This window comes from Mesorhizobium sp. B2-4-13, assembly GCF_006658535.1.
Lineage (GTDB): Bacteria > Pseudomonadota > Alphaproteobacteria > Rhizobiales > Rhizobiaceae > Mesorhizobium > Mesorhizobium australicum.
In genome coordinates, this window is sequence record NZ_VFVB01000003.1 from 408141 (window position 1) to 424399 (window position 16259).

Genomic DNA, 16259 nt, shown 5'->3' on the forward strand with positions numbered 1-16259 from the left:
TTCTCCTGTCTGCCAGTCATGCTGCACTTCCGATATCGAGATCGAGGACCACCGCCCCCTTTTGCGTAAGCGCCGTGATGAATTCGCGAGCCCTGGCCGCACCGGTGTGGGAGGCAAGGACGAGTTCGCGTGCCCGGTCGGCCATCGCGAGACGTGTACGAGCCGATTCCCGGGACAGGATCGCGACGACCTCGTCCGCCATCCTGGCCGTGTGGATCGTCGATGCGGGAAAGAAGCTGTCGAGGCCTGGCCAGCGGTCGCTGATGATCGGCGTGCCGCAAGCCGCGGCTTCGAAAAGGCGCACGCTGGGCGACCATCCCGCGGCAATCATGGAACTGCGTGTGACGTTCAGGGTGTAGCGCTGACGGCTATAGAATGCGGCATGATCGGCCGGCGGCAAGTGTTCGATGCGCTCGACATTGTCGGGCCAGTCGATGTCGGACGGATATTGCGAGCCGGCCACGACGAAACGCCGATCCGGCATGCGCCGTGCAGGCTCGAGCAGAAGCGCGTTGAGCGTGGCTTGCCGGTCGGCGCTGTAGGTGCCGAGATAACCGAGATCCCAGCCGATCGGATCGGCGGTGCGGTGATGCCGTTCCGGATCGACCGAACAGTAGAGCGGCTCGGCGCGGCGTGCGCCGAAGGTCTGCGTCAGATCGGCAAGCATCGGGCCGCCGGCAAAAGAGAAATAGATGTCGAAGTAGGGGATTTGGCGCCAGCTCAGATAGTCGCAATCGTCCGCCGACAGCTTCGCCAGGGTCACCGGCGTGTCGATGTCGTAAAAGCAGAGTTGTCCTTTGCAAAGTGAAGCGACGGTGTCGATCACCGCGCGCCCTTCCGGTACGAAGGAGCCGATCACCACGACATCGGCCTGTTGCAGACACCGCGCGTAGTCGCGTTGCAGTTCCTGCACGGTTTCGTAGTAGCGCAAGGCGCAGAAATCCGGATCGCGCAAATCGCGGTGATTGGCGTACCATGGCACATCGCGCTCCAGAAAAGTTACGCGATGGCCGAGTTGGTGGAGGCCTTTCAACAGACCTCGAAAAGTGGTGGCATGGCCGTTTCCCCAGGACGAGGAAAGCGACAGGCCGAGAAAGACGATGTCCAACTGCCTGGTCATTCGGCTGCCTCCACGGTCCCGTGCGTCAAATGCCGTTTGAAGACCGCATCAGCCACGGCCGCCCGCAATGCGTAGGTATGATCGGCGAGAACGCGTCGAAGTGCGGCCTGGCCGATCGCCTTTGCCCGGACGGGAGTCAGCGCCTGCATGATTTCGGCGACATCGCCGCCGTCGCGCGCCACAAGGATCTCCTCGTCGGGCTTCAGGAACAGCTCGACGCCGAGCCAGGCATCGGTGATCAGGCAGGCGCCGGCGCCGGCCGCCTCGAAGACACGCGTGGCGGGTGAAAAACCGTTCGCGGCCATGCTGTCGCGGCTGATGTTCAGCACCGCCTTCGGCGTGACATTGAAGGCGTTGTGATCGCGGGTGCCGACATGGCCGAGCCAGCCGACATTGGCGGGGAGCGGCTTGTCGCCCCACCCAGATCCGCCGAGCAGAAAACGTTGTTCCGGCAGCTGGCTCGCAGGACCGAGGAAGAACGATCCCACCCGCGCTTCACGATCCGGCAGCCTGTTTCCGAGGAACGCCAGATCGCAGGCAAAACGCGCATTGCTGGCGACCGGGTGGTGCGTTTCGGGATCGAGCGCATTGTAGATTGGCACGCACTCGTTCGCGCCCATGGCACGATAGGCCCAGACCACGGGATCGCCGCCGCCATAGGTCAGCACAAGGTCGATTTCTTGCAGCGCACGATGCAGCGGGTGGTCCGGCTCGTCACGCAGTTGGGCGAGTGTGGCCGGCGCGTCGACGTCCCAGAATACAATGAGCGCATCGCTGCGGGCGTGGTCGAGCACGGCGCGAAGCAGCGCCTCGTCCTCGAAGCCGACGCCACTCGCCTTGACGACGATATCGGCCTCGGCGGCACGCGCCGCCACCTGCATCAGGGCATGGTGGGTTGCCTCGTAGACGACGACAGAGCACCAGTCCGGCGCCTCGATGTCACGGTTCTTCTGCCGGTCATAAACGTCAGGCTCATAGAAGGTGATTTCGTAGCCCAGTTGCGAAAGCGCCTTCAGCAATCCTCGGTAATAGGTCGCGGCGCCGTTCCAGTAGGACGACAAAAGGCTCGATCCATAGAATGCGATCTTCATGCTGCGGCTTCCTTTGCGGCGGTCAGCTCGGCGGTGTGCAGGGTCGTGCATTGCCAGAGCACGTCGAACAACTCGTCGACGCGGTGACGGCAGGTGTGCCGCGAGCGGATGGTCTCAAGACCCGAGGTCACCAGGGAGGCCGCAAAATCGGGATCGGCCAACACCGCCTGGAGGTGTTGCCGCATTTGCGATCCATCCTCGGCAAACAGGAAGTCGATGCCGGGCCTGAAAAGCTGCTCGACATCGGACCAAGGCGCTGAAATCAGCGGGATGCCGCAGGCAAGTGCCTCGAACATGCGGATCGTCGGAATTCCCGGCAAGCCTTGACGATAAGGACGCCGCGGGATGTGCACGGTGACACGATGCGCGGCGAACGCCTTCGGCACGTCGGCATTGGCGATCCACCCTTCGTAGCGCAGACCCGCGGCGGCCAGTTCGGCAAGTGCCGGCTCGGGATAGCGGACACCGTGAACAGTGGCCTGAAGACTGAGATCGCGCACGGGTTCGATCAGGAACTCCTGGATTTCGGCCGTCCGCTCGTCGTCGCCCCAGTTTCCGATCCAGACTAGGTCGGACGTCGCGTGGATTTCCGGGTGCGGTTTGAACAGCCGATCGTCCGCCGCTTCATGCCAGGTGAAGACGCGCTTGCCCCAGCCGGCGCGCAGATAGCTCTCGCGCAGCGCTTCGCCAAAGGCGAGAACGCCATCATAATGTTCCAGGCGGAGCGCCGAGATTGCCTCGGTGGCCGACACGGCGCGGTGATGGGTGTCGTGAAACAGCAAGGTGAATTTGCCGCCATCGGCCCGGGCACGGCCGATGCGAGCGACAAGCTCCGGGTCGGTCCATTCGTGGACGATCACCACGTCGGCCTCGGCGATCCAGGCTTCATGATCGAACGCGGCATCGTAGGTCATCGGCATCAATTCGGGGAAATCCTTGCGAAAACGTTCGATCGCGAAGGATCCCTTCTCGGCCAGCAGGTTCGATCGGCTCCAGCCGTCCGCCGGCTCCAGAGCGATGGCCTGGTGCCGGCGCGCCACCAGTTCGCGCATGACGCCGCGAAGGAAATGGGCATTGCCGTGGTTCCAGTCGGAGACGAGCGAGTGGGTGTAGAACAAAAAGCGCATCATCAGCGCTCCGCCACGGCCAGCGCCGCCTTTTCGTAGACATCGCGCATGGCCGCTGCCTGTCTCGCCAGAGTGAACCTGCGGCTTCGGCGGAGGGCGGCGTGGCCGAGCTCTCGCCTATGCCCCGCATCGCTGGAAAGACGATTGATGCAGGCTGCAAGATCATGCGGGTCGCGACCGTCAAAGAACATGGCGGCCCCGTCCCATAACTCGCGATAGGTCGGGATGTCCGAGAGCACCAGGGGCGTTGCCGACATGGCCGCTTCCAGAGCCGCCAGACCGAACGGTTCGTAGAGCGACGGAGACACGAAAATACCGGCGCGGGCCATCAGGGAGCGCACCTCGTCATGCGGCAGTGCTCCGAGAGGAACGGCATGGTTGACGGTGGCGCGCTCGCCGTTCGGGCCGTGAAGCGAACCGGCTGTAAAGAGAGGCCATTGCGTCAACGAGGCGGCCTGGTCGACCACCACCACATTCTTTCCCTCGTCCCACCAGCGGGCGGCGGCGAAGACGAGCGGCTGGCGGGTTTCTGCTGTCGGGACGGGGCGTGCGGCATTTCCGACGACGTGAAGGCGTGCGATCGGGCCATAGCAGGTCTCGAGCATCTCGGCATGGCTGCGGCTTGGGGCGATGACTGCGTCGGCCCTGTCGAAGCCGCGCCTGTTGCGCTCTTTCTGCCAGCTCCATGCGCTATCCAACGCCTGTCCCTTGACGGAATGGAACCATGTCGTCACGCATGAATGCGAGACCGCTATGACTGGGCAAGGCGCGTCCAACCCCACCGCCTGCGTCGGTCCGTTGAGATGGACAAGGTCGATGGCGTAGTCGCGTATCGGCGCACGCAATTCCAGCGGCAGACGGTCGAGCTCGCCGGCGCTGCGGGTCATCCAGTCCAGTGGCGTATTCAACCAGATGAGCGTCGCGAAGGACCGTGCCTCTTCGGCCTGTTGCCTGGATGGTTGCGGCCCCAGCCCGGCGAACACAACGCTGTCGCCGCCATTGACCAGTTCCCGGCCGAGATCAAGCGCATAGCGCCATACTCCGCCCATGGCGTCGACGGTCATCAGGATGCGGCGCTTGCGTGGCGTCAGTGTCCGCAACATGCCGCCTCCAGTTCCGCCAGCGGGCGCGGGCGCTTTTCCTGGATGTCGCTGAACTTCTGGAACGATGCGAGGTAATGATCATGAGCGCGCTCCCAGGCGAGGTCGTCGGGTTCGCCCCAAAGCTCGCGATAGCTGGGCGAACTCGGATATGGATACAGCGGCACGGGTTCATTGGCCCACACGCCATTGTCGATCAGGTGGGCTCGCCAGTGATCGACAAGGGCAGGATCGTCCTCGACAACGCCGATCAGATTGGCCTGGACGAAGGGAACGTGGCATCTGGCCTTGACCAGCAGCGCGGCAAGCTCCTCGGTGCCCAGCCGGCAGCGCTTCGCCAGCATGGCCCGCCCTTCCACCGTCAGGCTTTCGAGGCCGGCTTCGATGGACACGCAGCCTGCCGCGCCCAGCAGTTCCAGCAGCTCGGGTTTCCACAGATCGATGCGGGTCTGGACGCCGAATTTTACATCGCGGCCGACCAACGCCTCCAGCAACGCTTTTTGGGGCAGGAAGATTTCGTCGATGAAGTAGATGTAGCCGACACCCTGGGCGATCAGCCTATCGATTTCAGTCACCACCGCTTCGTGGTTGCGGCGGCGATAGGCATCGCGGAAATCGATCTTGGCGCAGAAGCTGCAATTGTAGGGACAGCCGCGCGACGCCTCGACCTCGGCGCCGAATCCAAGCTGTTGGTCATCGAACCGGTGATGGTGATGCGAATGGGCGGCAATCCAGTCGGATGGCCATTCCAGCGGCGGGTGATCGACAAACGAACTGGAATGGACGCCGCCGTTCGACACCAGCTTGGCGTCCCGCAGATAGGCGGTTGAGGGTACCGCGCTCCAATCGTCGCGTCGTGCAAGTTCCGCGACGACTTCCTCGCATTCGCCGCGCACGACAATGTCGACGCCCAGCTTGCGCAAGGTCGGCGCCGGCGTCGCCGAACCATGTGGCCCGACCGCGACCGTGCGTCCGCCACGCCCGGCCAGGCGATTGAGGAAATCGGCCGGCACCCGCAATTCCGGCGGTGCGCAGCGCCAGAACAGATAGGTCGGCGCGGTGCTGACGACCGTCATTGCCGGCGCGAAATCAACCACGCGTTCGCAGAGCCCGGAATTGTCGAGCTTCTGCAATTGCCCGTCCAGCATCAGCACCTCATGGCCGGCCGCCTCGAGCAGGGCTTTCGAATAGCCGAGTTCCAGCGGCAGATGCGGTTGGCGGCAGCCGAAATAGATGCTGTCGTCATATGTCCAGGACGGGTTGACGAGGGCTATTCTCATGCGACGTACCTCACGGCTTCGGGGCGGGGCTCGAGCCGGTGGCGCTGCAGCCAGTTGGCGAGATCGCGAATGCCCTCACGCCACGCAATCTGCGCCTTCCAGCCAAGCGCCGTCTCGATCTTGCGGGTATCGGCGACGAAGAAGGGCTGGTCGCCGGTCCGTTCCCCATCGTGGCGGACCGAGAGCTCGCGACCGGTCAGGCTGCGGATCTCGCTCAACAGCATACGCAGGCTGAGCGCGTTTTCAGGTCCGCCGCCAAGATTGAATGGCTGGCCCTTGGTGATCTCGATATGGTCCAGCACGGCCCTGTAGGCGGCGACCGCATCGGAGACGTGCAGGATGTCGCGCACCTGCCTGCCGTCGCCATAGATGGTGATTTCCCGTCCCGTCAGGGCGCTGAGCAGGAAGTGCGCTACCCAACCCTGGTCCTCGGTTCCAAACTGGCGCGGTCCGTAGATGCAGCTCATCCGCAGCACCGCCGTGGGCATGCCGTAGGATTTGGCGTAGTCGAGCACATATTGGTCCGCCGCGCCCTTGGAGCAGCCGTAGGGTGTGCAGAAATCGAGGCCGCGAGCCTCGTCGATCCCGCCGGCCTGGATCGCGCTATCGCAAGGTATGTAGCGGTCGTCGTCCGCGCGAACCGCGACGTCGGGGAGGCTGCCGTAAACCTTGTTGGTGCTGGCGAAAATCACCGGGATGCGCTCGCCGCTCAGCCGCGCCGCTTCCAGCACGTTGAACGTTCCGCGAAGATTGATGTCGAAATCCTCGTCCGGCCGGACCAGGCTCGTGGTGACGGCCGTCTGCGCGGCCAGATGGAAAATCGCCTTGCATCTCATCAGGGCCGGCGCCAAGGCATTGGCGTCCCGCACATCGATGGTCTCGACCGTAAGGCGGCCACCGTGTTTCTGGGCAAGCCATTGCAGGTTCTGTTCGATGCCGGGACGGCTGAGATTGTCGACCACCAGCACCGGCTCGCCATCCGACAACAGGCTGTCGGCCAGGTTTGATCCTATGAAGCCGCTGCCGCCGACGATGGCGACTGGCGCTTCGCGTCGGTTGCGTGCGCCCGGGCTCATGACACCAACCCGCGCTCTTCGAGTTCGCGCTTCATTTCGGCGCCGCGATCGACGGCGGCCGTGTTGCGCACCCAGGAAACGAAATCCCCGAGAGAGTTCTCCAATTGCAGGGCGGGTTCGAAGCCGAGCAGCTCACGTGCCTTGGAGATATCGGCGAAGCAGTTGCGAATGTCGCCGGAGCGCGCCTTGCCGAGCAGCTCGGGCGAACGGTTCGGGGTTCCCATGGCTTCCGCCAGCAATCGCGCGACTTCGCTGATCGCATAGGCGCGGCCGCTGCCGATGTTGATGACGTGGCCCTTTGCCTGACGTTGCTGCAGCGCAAGGCGAAAGGCGCGGGCGACGTCATGCACATGAACGAAATCGCGCTTCTGTTCGCCATCCTCGAAGATCATCGGCCGCTGGCCATTGGCGAGACGTGAAGCGAAATTGGCCAGCACGCCGGTGTAGGGATTTGATAGCGCCTGGCCGGCACCGAAGACATTGAACAGGCGCAACGCGACCGCATCGATGTTGTACGCTTCGCCAAAGATCAGCACGGCGCGTTCCTGGGCATATTTCGTCAGCGCGTAGATCGAGGCGAGGTCGACCGGCTTTTCTTCATCCGTCGGCAGCGGCGAAAGGGGGTCGCCTTCCGGCGACAGCGGATTCCACTGTCCGCTTTTGATGTCGCTTGACTTGCGCCTTGCATTGTCGATGCGCCGGCCGTCGGGCGTGGCATAGAGGCCCTCGCCATAGACGCTCATCGAGGAGGCGACGACGATCCGTTCGACCGGATGCTTGATCAGCGCCTCAAGCAGTGTCGCCGTGCCGAGATCGTTGGTGCCGACATAGCGCGCGATCTCGTACATTGATTGTCCGACGCCGACTTCCGACGCCAGGTGAATGACAGCGTCGACGCCTTCCAGCGCCTCGGCAACGGCTTCGCGGTCGCGAATGTCGCCCTTGATCAGTTCGGCACCTGCGGGAAGCGCGACCGCTTCACCCGCATGCACCTGCTCCAGCAGGGCGTCGAGAATGCGAACTGAATAATCCTGAGCGATGAGTTCTTGTGTGACGTGGCGGCCGATGAAGCCGCAGCCTCCTGTAACCAATATGCGTTTCACGACGACTCCTCGGACAAGTGACCTCGGCGCCCCGAACTTTTCGGCAAAAGGTTTGTTCCCTGTGCTTCAACAAAGTTCCCTTCGCGGGCTTCGCCTGAAAGCAAGCGCAACACCATCCGCCCGCGATGCGGGAACATTGCCGCCGGTATGCTGTTAGGGCGCTCGACAGCCGCCGTGACGCCGAAAGGCGAAGCCGATGATCAAGGGAGATTTCAATGTCGCAGTCCCAGACGACCACCAATCACGACGAAATTCGCAAATGGGCCGAGGAGCGGCAGGGCCGGCCGGCGGTGGTCCGCACCAAGGGCGAAGGCGGCATCCTGCGGATCGACTTTGGCGAGCCCGAGGAAGCATTCGACCCCATCGATTGGGACGAGTTCTTCCGGATATTCGACGAGAACGATCTGGCCTTCCTTTATCAGGCCAAGACCAGCGACGGAAAATCCAGCCGTTTCAATAAATTCGTCGAGCGCGATCGCAAGGGTTGAGAGGGCTGGCTGGCGGCCGATGCAGCGGGCCCCAGAAAATCTCGAAAGTCGCTGGAACAATCGACTGCCCTATTGCTTCGGGCCTGATCCAGAAAGGTGATCCAGCAACCCCCAAGGGAAGCGCCTTGGCCTCGGCCCAGGAGAATTCAATGCATCAGCTTTGCGCCGCGGGCTTTGGCCACCTCTCGCATGACGTCGTTGAGCCAGTTTTCGGTGGACTGGCCAAGCTGCCGGTGGTCGACGTCCCGGATCGCTTGCTCGAGTGTCCTCTCGACCAGCCGGTCCGATGCGTTGACGTCTCCCAGCAGAAGACGCGCCGCGAGGCGCAGTTTGGGCAAAAGGGTGAAAACGTCGTCTGGCGGGGAGGGCACGGAGATGTCCGCTTGTTCGGATGCCTGCGGCGGAAAAAGGGCATTGAACACAGCCTTGCTGCCCGAGGATTTCCGCAAATTGCTGGCGTAACGGAGATGCTCGGGGATGGCGATGTCGTTGTCGCCGCTGAAGAATACGAAGGGGATACCGCGGCGCATCAACTTGTCGGCGATCGGAAACACACGTCGGCCGTTGAGATTGACGTCCAGGATTGCAGCTTCGGCTTGATCGGTATGTTCAGACGCCTGCTCGACGGTAGCGGCGGGCCCGAGAATGATAGCACCCATGTTGCTGAAAAACCTCGCAAGATCTCCAGCCATCGACCATTCGTCTTCGACAATCAGAAGATGCAACCCCCGCAGATCGCGCACGTCGTCATCCTTTCTTCGAACGGAGTTTAGGATGCAAAGAAGGCACTTCCACTTTCCTGTCATCCAGCGCCGCCTGCAACCGTTTCGCAAGCACCAGCATGCGATCCGGGATGGGCCCATCGAGACCTTCGATTAATTCAGGCGCCCCCGGCACCATTGGCGCCAGGAGTTTCAGGCCAGCAGAGCGTTTTGTCATTGAACCACCATGGATATCGGGTTCAACGTCATCCATGCTGACTTGTTCCATCCTCCCTGCGCGCTATATGGTTGTGTCCTGTCCGATCCGACGTTGAGAGACTTCATGTCGGTCGGGCGAAAGGGGGACATGCCGTGACAGCCCGATCAATCAAGTTCCCCATCGTCGGCATCGGAGCGTCCGCGGGTGGCATTCCCGCAATGGAAGGGCTTTTCAAGGGCATCACCGACCGGCCCGGCATGGCGTTCGTGATCATCACGCACCTCAGTCCCAAGCGCAACAGCCTGCTGCACGAGGTCATCGACCGCTACACCGAGATGCCTGTCGTGGTGGTCGAGGACGGCGTGGCCGTCGAACCCGACCACGTCTATGTGATGCCGGAAAACGTCACTCTGGTCATCGAGAATGGCGTGCTGCACCTGCGGCGCCCCAATGGGCTTACCCAAGAGCGCAAACCTGTCGATATCTTCTTCAGCGCACTGGCCGACGACCAGGGCGAATACTCGGTCGGCGTGATTCTGTCGGGCGGTGATTCCGATGGCACCCTGGGCGTCAAGGCGATCAAGGAGCGGGGCGGGCTCACCGTCGCGCAAGCACCGGACGGCTATGGTCCGCGCAATCCCGACATGCCGCAGAGCGCCATTGCCAGCGGCCTGATCGATGTTGCCGTGCCCGCCGAGGAGATTGGAGCGAAGCTCGAGGCTTACGCCAGGGGCTTCGACACGCTGGACGGGCTGACGAACGAAGAGGACGACCATGCGGCCGACATAGATAAGGTCCGCGAACAGATATACGGCATTTTGCGCAGCCACTCCGGCCACGACTTTTCAGGCTATAAAACCAAGACATTCCTGCGCCGCATCAAGCGGCGCATGCAGATCGCCCAGATGCAGTCCATCAACGGCTATATCGACTGGCTGAAGAAGGACCCTCGCGAGGTGATGAACCTGTTTCGCGATCTGCTGATCAATGTCACCAACTTCTTCCGCGATCCCGATGCCTTCGAATTGCTGGAACAAAAGATTATCCCGCGGCTGTTCGAGGGCAAGACCGCGACCGATACGGTCAGGGTCTGGGTTCCCGGCTGCGCCACCGGCGAGGAGGTGTTCTCCATCGGCATCCTGCTGCGTGAACACATGGAAACGCTTTCAGCCGTTCCGCGCGTCCAGATATTCGCCACCGACATAGACGAGCCGGCCTTGGCCGTGGCGCGCGCCGCACGCTATCCCGAGGCCTTGATGCAGGGTCTTTCCCCGGAGCGCAAACAGCGGTTTTTCAACGGCGATGGCGAAAGCTACGTCATCAGCAACGAGATCCGGGAACTGTGCATCTTCTCGCCGCACAGCGTCATCCGCGATCCGCCCTTCTCGCGCATGGATCTGGTTTCGTGCCGCAATCTGCTGATCTATTTCGGCCCAGCCATTCAAAGCCGCGTTCTTCCTGTCTTCCACTATTCGCTGAAGCCGGGTGGCTATCTTTTCCTCGGCACGTCCGAAAGCGTCGGGCAGCACGAAAATCTGTTCGCCACCGTCGACAAGAAACATCGCCTCTTCCAAGCACGGGAGCATGCCTCGCCACATATCAGGCTGCCGGCCCTGATCGGGGATGTCCATTCCGGCGTCTTTCCCGCCGAAACCGCCGGCTTGAAGAAGGGCACGGTCGGCTATCCGCTGCGCCAGGCTGTCGAGGCGCAGGTGCTGGAGCGGTTCGCGCCGCCGCATGTCCTCGTCAACGCCGAAGGCGACGTCGTCTACTATTCGGCGAGGACCGGAAGATACCTCGAAGCGCCGCAAGGCATCCCCAGCCGGCAGTTGCTGACGATGGCGCGCCGCGGGCTTCGCCTGGACCTGCGCGCCGCATTGAGGGAGGCGACGACGACACGCCGCACTGTTGTGCGGGACAATCTCGCCGTCGAGGAAGACGACGAACGCGTCCAACCGATCAGGCTGACCATCGAACCCCTGGCCGAGAGGGGCAATGGTGAGCCGCTTTACCTTGTCCTCTTCGAGCCGTCGGGCCCGACCCAGGCCCGATCCGATGAGGACGGTGGCGGCCGTGACAGCGACAGCACCGCCGATCTTGAGCGGGAACTGCGCGACACAAGAGAGCGCCTTCAATCCACCATAGAGGAATACGAGACGGCCCTCGAAGAGGTGAAATCGTCGAACGAGGAACTCGTCTCCGTCAACGAAGAGGCGCAATCCACCAACGAGGAACTTGAAGCGTCCAAGGAAGAGATGCAGTCGCTCAACGAGGAGCTCAACACGATCAACGCGGAGTTGACCAGCAAGATAGAAGAGCTCGATCACGCCAACAGCGATCTGCGCAATCTGTTCGAAAGCACCGACATCGCGACCATTTTTCTCGACCGCAGTCTTGTGGTGCGGACCTTCACGCCGGCGGCCTCATCCTTCTTCAGTCTGCGCCCCTCCGATGTCGGCCGGCCGCTGACGGATTTGTCGAGCCAACTCGATTATCCCGAGTTGAAACAGCACATCGACAAGGTGTTCGAGACGGGCGAGATCCTGAACCACCATCTTGCGCGCGATTCCAGGGGCCTGTTTCACATGGTCCGCATCAATCCCTATCGGGACAAGGGCAACAGGATACAGGGCGTCGTGGTGACACTGGTCGACGTTACCACCCTGGCGCGGGCGGAAGAGCATCAGCAGGTGCTCATCTCGGAGCTCAACCATCGCGTCAAGAACATGCTGGCGGTGATCGCCAGCATCGCCAACCGGACGCGGGACAGTTCGGATACGAAAGAAGAGTTCGCGGAGGCCTTGATCGGCCGGCTGCATGCCATGTCCCGGGCCTACGGACTGCTGACCCGCGAGAGGTGGAAAGAAGCTTCGGTCAAGGAACTGCTCCACCAGGAACTCGAGCCGTTTGGCCTCGAACGGATCGAACTCGATGGCGACGACGTCAGACTCGGCCCGCAACAGGGGCTTTCCCTCAGCATGGCCATCCATGAACTGGCAACCAACGCGGCCAAGTATGGTGCCCTGTCCAAGCCCCGAGGCAGGATCGGTGTCAGATGGGCGATGGATGGCGATAATTTCACGCTTGGCTGGCGCGAAAAGGATGGCCCTCCCGTCAAGGAGCCGTTGAACGACGGCTTTGGCCTGAACCTGTTGAAGGGGGAAATCGGCTACAGGCTCGGCGGCCAGGTCGACACCTCCTTCCGCAAGGACGGCCTCGATGTCCAGATCGCTTTTTCGGCAAACCACAAGGATGCGCCGTGAGCGACAGACCGCGCGTTCTGGTGGTTGAGGACGAGTGGCTGATCGCGGAGGACGTCGCGTCTGATCTGCGTGCGGCGGGCTATCCCGTGGTCGGGCCTGTTTCGTCCGTTGCCGCAGCACTTCGGCTGGTCGAGGCCGATAAGGTCGACATGGCGTTGCTGGACGTTCAACTGAACGCCGAAACGAGCCTGCCGATCGCGGAGATATTGCTGGCCCGCGGCACTCCTTTCGCGTTCGTAACGGGATATGGGCGGGGCGATCTTCCCGCCCGGTTCCGAAACTGCAAATTCGTGACAAAACCCGCAAGCGAAGCGGCCATCCTCACTGCCGTGGCCGACCTGGCATCGCTTCGCGCCAAGAAACCGTGATCCAAAGAGCTAGCCTGTCGCGATCAATCCAGCGGCTTGTCGGTGGGCGGGGGCGTGGTGCTCGCCTGGCGCGGCCGACCGGCATTTCGGTTGGCGACCGGATTGTCCAATGGAACGCTTGACGGGCGCGACGCGCCCGCGGTCTTTGGCGTCAGCGGTTTTGCACCGGCATCCGTGTCGCTGGCATCCCTCCTTGGGTGCGGCAGGCCCTCGGCGTTGGGTGACCGGACGGCGGGTTTCGAGGCAGAATCTTCCTTGGCCATGATGGTTCCTTTCCTTGCACGAAACGATTTCAATCATCGGCACGATTGAAAGTTCCGCGACCGCGACGGCGCCATGAAGCGGAAGGCACGAGCGAAGACGAAACGGTTCTCGTGCCGATGAACGGCTCACCCATGCGGCCGCATGACCACCTTGATGCAGCCGTCCTGCTTGTCGCGAAACGTCTTGTAGAGATCGGGCCCGGCTTCAAGGCCGGCCCTGTGCGTGATCACGAAGGACGGGTCGATCTCGCCGGTCTGGACCTTGGCCAAAAGCGGTTCGAGATACCGCTGCGTGTGGGTCTGGCCCATACGGAACGTCAGGCCCTTGTTCATCGCGGCGCCAAAGGGGATATGATCGACGAGGCCGATATACACGCCCGGGATCGAAATGGTGCCGCCCTTGCGGCAACAGTAGATTGCTTCGCGCAGCACATGTGGCCTGTCGGTGCCGAGGAAGGCAGCCGCCTTGACCTTGTCGAGCATGGAGTCTGCACTGGCGCCGGCATCGGCTTCGGTACCCACGCAATCGATGCAGCGATCCGGCCCTCGGCCATCGGTCATCGCCATCAGGGCGTCGTAGATGTTTGAATTGCTGAAATCGAGTGTCTCGGCCTTGCCATGTTCGCGAGCCATGGCCAGTCGTTCCGGAACCTTGTCGATCGCGATGACGCGACCGGCGCCGAGCATCCATGCGCTCTGGATGGCGAACTGGCCGACCGGACCGCAGCCCCAGATCGCGACCGTGTCGCCGGGCTCGATGCCGGCGTTTTCCGCTGCCATGTAGCCGGTCGGAAAGATGTCGGAAAGAAACAGCACCTGCTCGTCATCCATGCCTTCCGGCACCTTGATCGGGCCGACATCGGCGAATGGTACGCGCAGATATTCGGCCTGGCCGCCCCAATAGCCGCCAACCAGATGCGAATAGCCGAACAGGCCGGCCGGCGATTGTCCCATCACCTCGGCCGCTTGCTTGGCATTGGGATTGGACCGGTCGCAAAGCGAGAACAGCCCCTTCTGGCAAAACCAGCATTCGCCGCACGAAATGTTGAACGGCACCACGATGCGGTCGCCCTTCTTGAACTTGGAATGACCGCGGCCGACCTCCACGACCTCTCCCATGGTCTCGTGTCCAAGCACGTCGCCCGATTCCATGGTCGGCATGTAGCCGTCCATCAGATGCAGGTCCGAGCCGCAAATGGCGCAGCAGGTGACCTTGATGATGACATCGCGGTCATCCTCGATGGCCGGATCCTGCACCTGATCGCAGCGTATATCGCCTTTGCCGTGCCATGTGAGGGCTTTCATCCTGTTGCTCCTGCGTTGATTATTTTGAGGTATCGGCAAATGCAGCTTTCATTCAGCCGAAGTGGGCGCCACCGACGATTACCTTGCGATACTCGCAAAGGGTCTGCGTCCGCAGACAGGAAGAGATCAGTCCCTGGACGCTGAACCCGGCTCGGCCATTTTGCGGTGCTGTTCGGCCAGCGTACCTGCCGGAGTGATATGCGCGGCGGCGACCTGCAGCTTGTTCTTCCAGCCGCTGATCACTTGTTCCTCTCCCGCCATCATCGCCTCATAACCGGTTCTGGCGACATCTGCCGGATTGTCCTTCTCGTCGGTGCCGACCTTGGTATCCATCATTTCGGCGCGTTCGAAGAACCGCGTCTGCGTCGCCCCGGGCATCAGCACCGTGACTGTGACGCCGGTGTCCCGCATCTCATGGCGCAGTGCGATCGAGAAGGAATCGATGAACGCCTTGGTGCCGTTGTAGACCGCCTGGAAAGTGCCGGGCATGAAGCCGGCAATCGATCCGGTGAACAGAATTCGGCCACGGCCGCGGCGTGCCATCCTGGCGCCGAGCTCATGCGCCAGGTAGACCGTGCCCGTAATGTTGGTGTCGATGACCCGGCGAACTTTCTGCCAGTCCTGGTCGAGAAAGCCGTCGCCGAGGCCGCGTCCGGCGTTCAGGAACAGAAGGTCGATGTCGCGATCGCCGATCCGCGCAATGAGTTGATCGACGCCCTCGACGGATGCCAGATCTGCCTCGACGGCTTCGACAGTCACATTATGCGAGGCCAGAGCCTCGGCCGCCTGTCGGACCGCGGGCTCGTCGGCGGCTATGACCAGATTATAGCCGTCCTTGGCGCATAGTTTGGCAAGTTCCTTGCCGATGCCGCTCGATGCGCCCGTCACCACGGCCAGCTTTGTGTTCGTCATCATGTTCTCCGAAGTTCGTTCCGGCCGAACCAGCGGGGTCCCTGATTGTTCCGCGTGGACCGGATCGAATGCCGGGCTGCCGAAGGGCCGTGCAGTCGACCCCCCTGGCGCGTTCAGGCACGAACAACGCGAAGATGACGAAGTGGAACAACTGAGGCCGATCCAGGTTCGGTGTCGTGCGGCGTCGTCGCTCCCCTTGTTTGGCGCCGCGCGATCGGGTTCCCCTCAGCCTGATCAGCCCGCGCGCTCCCCGGCCGGGAGGCGCGGGCTTTCTCATGAGCTTGGCGATCGTGTTTTGAGTTCAGCTGGGAACAACCCACACACTCGGCAGTTCGGCGCGCAGGAGAAACGAAAATGCAATATGCCGATGAAATCGCGCTCAGGCGCGTGAAGATGCTGGTCGAACAATATGTATCCGCCAGAAGCAGAAGATATGACTTCGTCTCGACCGAGTTGGCGTGCAAGGCCATTCGTCAGCTGGTTCGCAGCCCCATCGACGATAGCGAGCTGGATCATTTGCTGGCCAAAAGTGCCGTCAAACAAGGGCTTTCCATCCGGTTCGATCGAATAGGTCCCTTGCAGGTTGCTTCACCCGAACTCATCCAGGAAAAGTCAGTATGAAAGCGACATGGTTGATTTGGTCAGCATCGGCGTTGCTCGCCCTGGCGGCGTGCAACAACAATGCCGACCCCGTCAAATCCAAGACGGATACGATGAACAGCCAGCCGGTGAACAAGAATCCAACAACGGATACCAATCCGACACCGCAGTCCAGCACCGGCGGGGACCAGCAAGGCACGCAGCCGACGCAGCCGGCGTTACCGAAGCCATCTGGTGGTTAG

At 62.2% G+C, this 16259-nt stretch carries 17 protein-coding genes; 5 read left to right on the forward strand and 12 right to left on the reverse strand.

Going from position 1 to position 16259, the window contains the following annotated elements; translation table 11 throughout:
• Nucleotides 1–16 precede the first annotated feature (16 nt).
• Genes FJ936_RS09975 through FJ936_RS10005 form a run of 7 tightly spaced genes read right to left on the reverse strand, consistent with a single transcriptional unit; the run spans nucleotide 17 to nucleotide 7897 of the window.
• Nucleotides 17–1120 carry a glycosyltransferase gene (locus FJ936_RS09975; protein ID WP_140715380.1) on the reverse strand — a complete coding sequence of 368 codons (1104 nt, stop codon included), beginning with the start codon at nucleotides 1118–1120 and terminating at the stop codon, nucleotides 17–19.
• A complete protein-coding gene (locus FJ936_RS09980; protein WP_140793138.1) occupies nucleotides 1117–2211 on the reverse strand; it encodes a glycosyltransferase in 1095 nt (364 codons plus the stop codon). The genes FJ936_RS09975 and FJ936_RS09980 overlap by 4 nt, the downstream gene beginning before the upstream one ends.
• Nucleotides 2208–3338: a glycosyltransferase gene (locus FJ936_RS09985; RefSeq protein WP_140793150.1), complete on the reverse strand. Its 1131-nt coding sequence runs from the start codon at nucleotides 3336–3338 to the stop codon at nucleotides 2208–2210. Before FJ936_RS09985 ends, FJ936_RS09980 begins: the two co-directional genes overlap by 4 nt.
• Nucleotides 3339–3340: 2 nt before the next feature.
• Nucleotides 3341–4441 (reverse strand): glycosyltransferase family 4 protein, encoded by a 1101-nt coding sequence (locus tag FJ936_RS09990; RefSeq protein WP_140793140.1) that lies wholly within the window; start codon nucleotides 4439–4441, stop codon nucleotides 3341–3343.
• Nucleotides 4426–5718, reverse strand: a complete 1293-nt coding sequence (locus tag FJ936_RS09995; RefSeq protein WP_140793142.1) for a TIGR04295 family B12-binding domain-containing radical SAM protein — start codon at nucleotides 5716–5718, stop codon at nucleotides 4426–4428. Before FJ936_RS09995 ends, FJ936_RS09990 begins: the two co-directional genes overlap by 16 nt.
• A complete protein-coding gene (locus FJ936_RS10000) occupies nucleotides 5715–6794 on the reverse strand; it encodes an NAD-dependent epimerase/dehydratase family protein (RefSeq protein WP_140793144.1) in 1080 nt (359 codons plus the stop codon). The genes FJ936_RS09995 and FJ936_RS10000 overlap by 4 nt, the downstream gene beginning before the upstream one ends.
• The gene (locus FJ936_RS10005) at nucleotides 6791–7897 is read right to left on the reverse strand and encodes an NAD-dependent epimerase/dehydratase family protein (protein WP_141906529.1); all 1107 of its coding nucleotides are present in this window, start codon (nucleotides 7895–7897) and stop codon (nucleotides 6791–6793) included. The genes FJ936_RS10000 and FJ936_RS10005 overlap by 4 nt, the downstream gene beginning before the upstream one ends.
• A 215-nt stretch (nucleotides 7898–8112) precedes the next feature.
• Between FJ936_RS10005 and FJ936_RS10010 the strand changes: the two genes are divergently transcribed.
• Nucleotides 8113–8385, forward strand: coding sequence for a hypothetical protein (locus FJ936_RS10010; protein WP_015319143.1), 273 nt, complete (start codon nucleotides 8113–8115; stop codon nucleotides 8383–8385).
• A gap of 146 nt (nucleotides 8386–8531) precedes the next feature.
• Here FJ936_RS10010 and FJ936_RS10015 read toward each other — a convergent pair whose 3' ends face one another.
• Complete coding sequence (locus FJ936_RS10015; protein ID WP_015319142.1) at nucleotides 8532–9128, reverse strand: response regulator; 597 nt, start codon at nucleotides 9126–9128, stop codon at nucleotides 8532–8534.
• 4 nt (nucleotides 9129–9132) lie between these two features.
• The gene (locus tag FJ936_RS30485) at nucleotides 9133–9360 is read right to left on the reverse strand and encodes a hypothetical protein (RefSeq protein WP_181171361.1); all 228 of its coding nucleotides are present in this window, start codon (nucleotides 9358–9360) and stop codon (nucleotides 9133–9135) included.
• Nucleotides 9361–9458: 98 nt separating this feature from the next.
• On the opposite strand from FJ936_RS30485, the gene FJ936_RS10020 reads away from it, so the two are divergent.
• Entirely contained in the window at nucleotides 9459–12569 is a 3111-nt protein-coding gene (locus FJ936_RS10020) for a CheR family methyltransferase (RefSeq protein ID WP_140791474.1), read from the forward strand.
• Nucleotides 12570–12589: 20 nt separating this feature from the next.
• Nucleotides 12590–12937, forward strand: coding sequence for a response regulator (locus tag FJ936_RS10025; RefSeq protein WP_246680446.1), 348 nt, complete (start codon nucleotides 12590–12592; stop codon nucleotides 12935–12937).
• A gap of 23 nt (nucleotides 12938–12960) precedes the next feature.
• Here FJ936_RS10025 and FJ936_RS10030 read toward each other — a convergent pair whose 3' ends face one another.
• The 3 genes from FJ936_RS10030 to FJ936_RS10040 all read right to left on the reverse strand — a co-directional run bounded on the left by FJ936_RS10030 (nucleotide 12961) and on the right by FJ936_RS10040 (nucleotide 15417).
• Nucleotides 12961–13200, reverse strand: a complete 240-nt coding sequence (locus FJ936_RS10030; protein WP_140791478.1) for a hypothetical protein — start codon at nucleotides 13198–13200, stop codon at nucleotides 12961–12963.
• 126 nt (nucleotides 13201–13326) lie between these two features.
• Entirely contained in the window at nucleotides 13327–14505 is a 1179-nt protein-coding gene (locus tag FJ936_RS10035) for a zinc-dependent alcohol dehydrogenase (RefSeq protein ID WP_140617532.1), read from the reverse strand.
• Nucleotides 14506–14631: 126 nt separating this feature from the next.
• Nucleotides 14632–15417 carry an SDR family NAD(P)-dependent oxidoreductase gene (locus tag FJ936_RS10040; protein ID WP_140791480.1) on the reverse strand — a complete coding sequence of 262 codons (786 nt, stop codon included), beginning with the start codon at nucleotides 15415–15417 and terminating at the stop codon, nucleotides 14632–14634.
• A 354-nt stretch (nucleotides 15418–15771) separates the two neighbouring features.
• Between FJ936_RS10040 and FJ936_RS10045 the strand changes: the two genes are divergently transcribed.
• Complete coding sequence (locus FJ936_RS10045) at nucleotides 15772–16038, forward strand: hypothetical protein (RefSeq protein WP_015319136.1); 267 nt, start codon at nucleotides 15772–15774, stop codon at nucleotides 16036–16038.
• Nucleotides 16035–16259, forward strand: coding sequence for a hypothetical protein (locus FJ936_RS10050; RefSeq protein ID WP_140791482.1), 225 nt, complete (start codon nucleotides 16035–16037; stop codon nucleotides 16257–16259). Before FJ936_RS10045 ends, FJ936_RS10050 begins: the two co-directional genes overlap by 4 nt.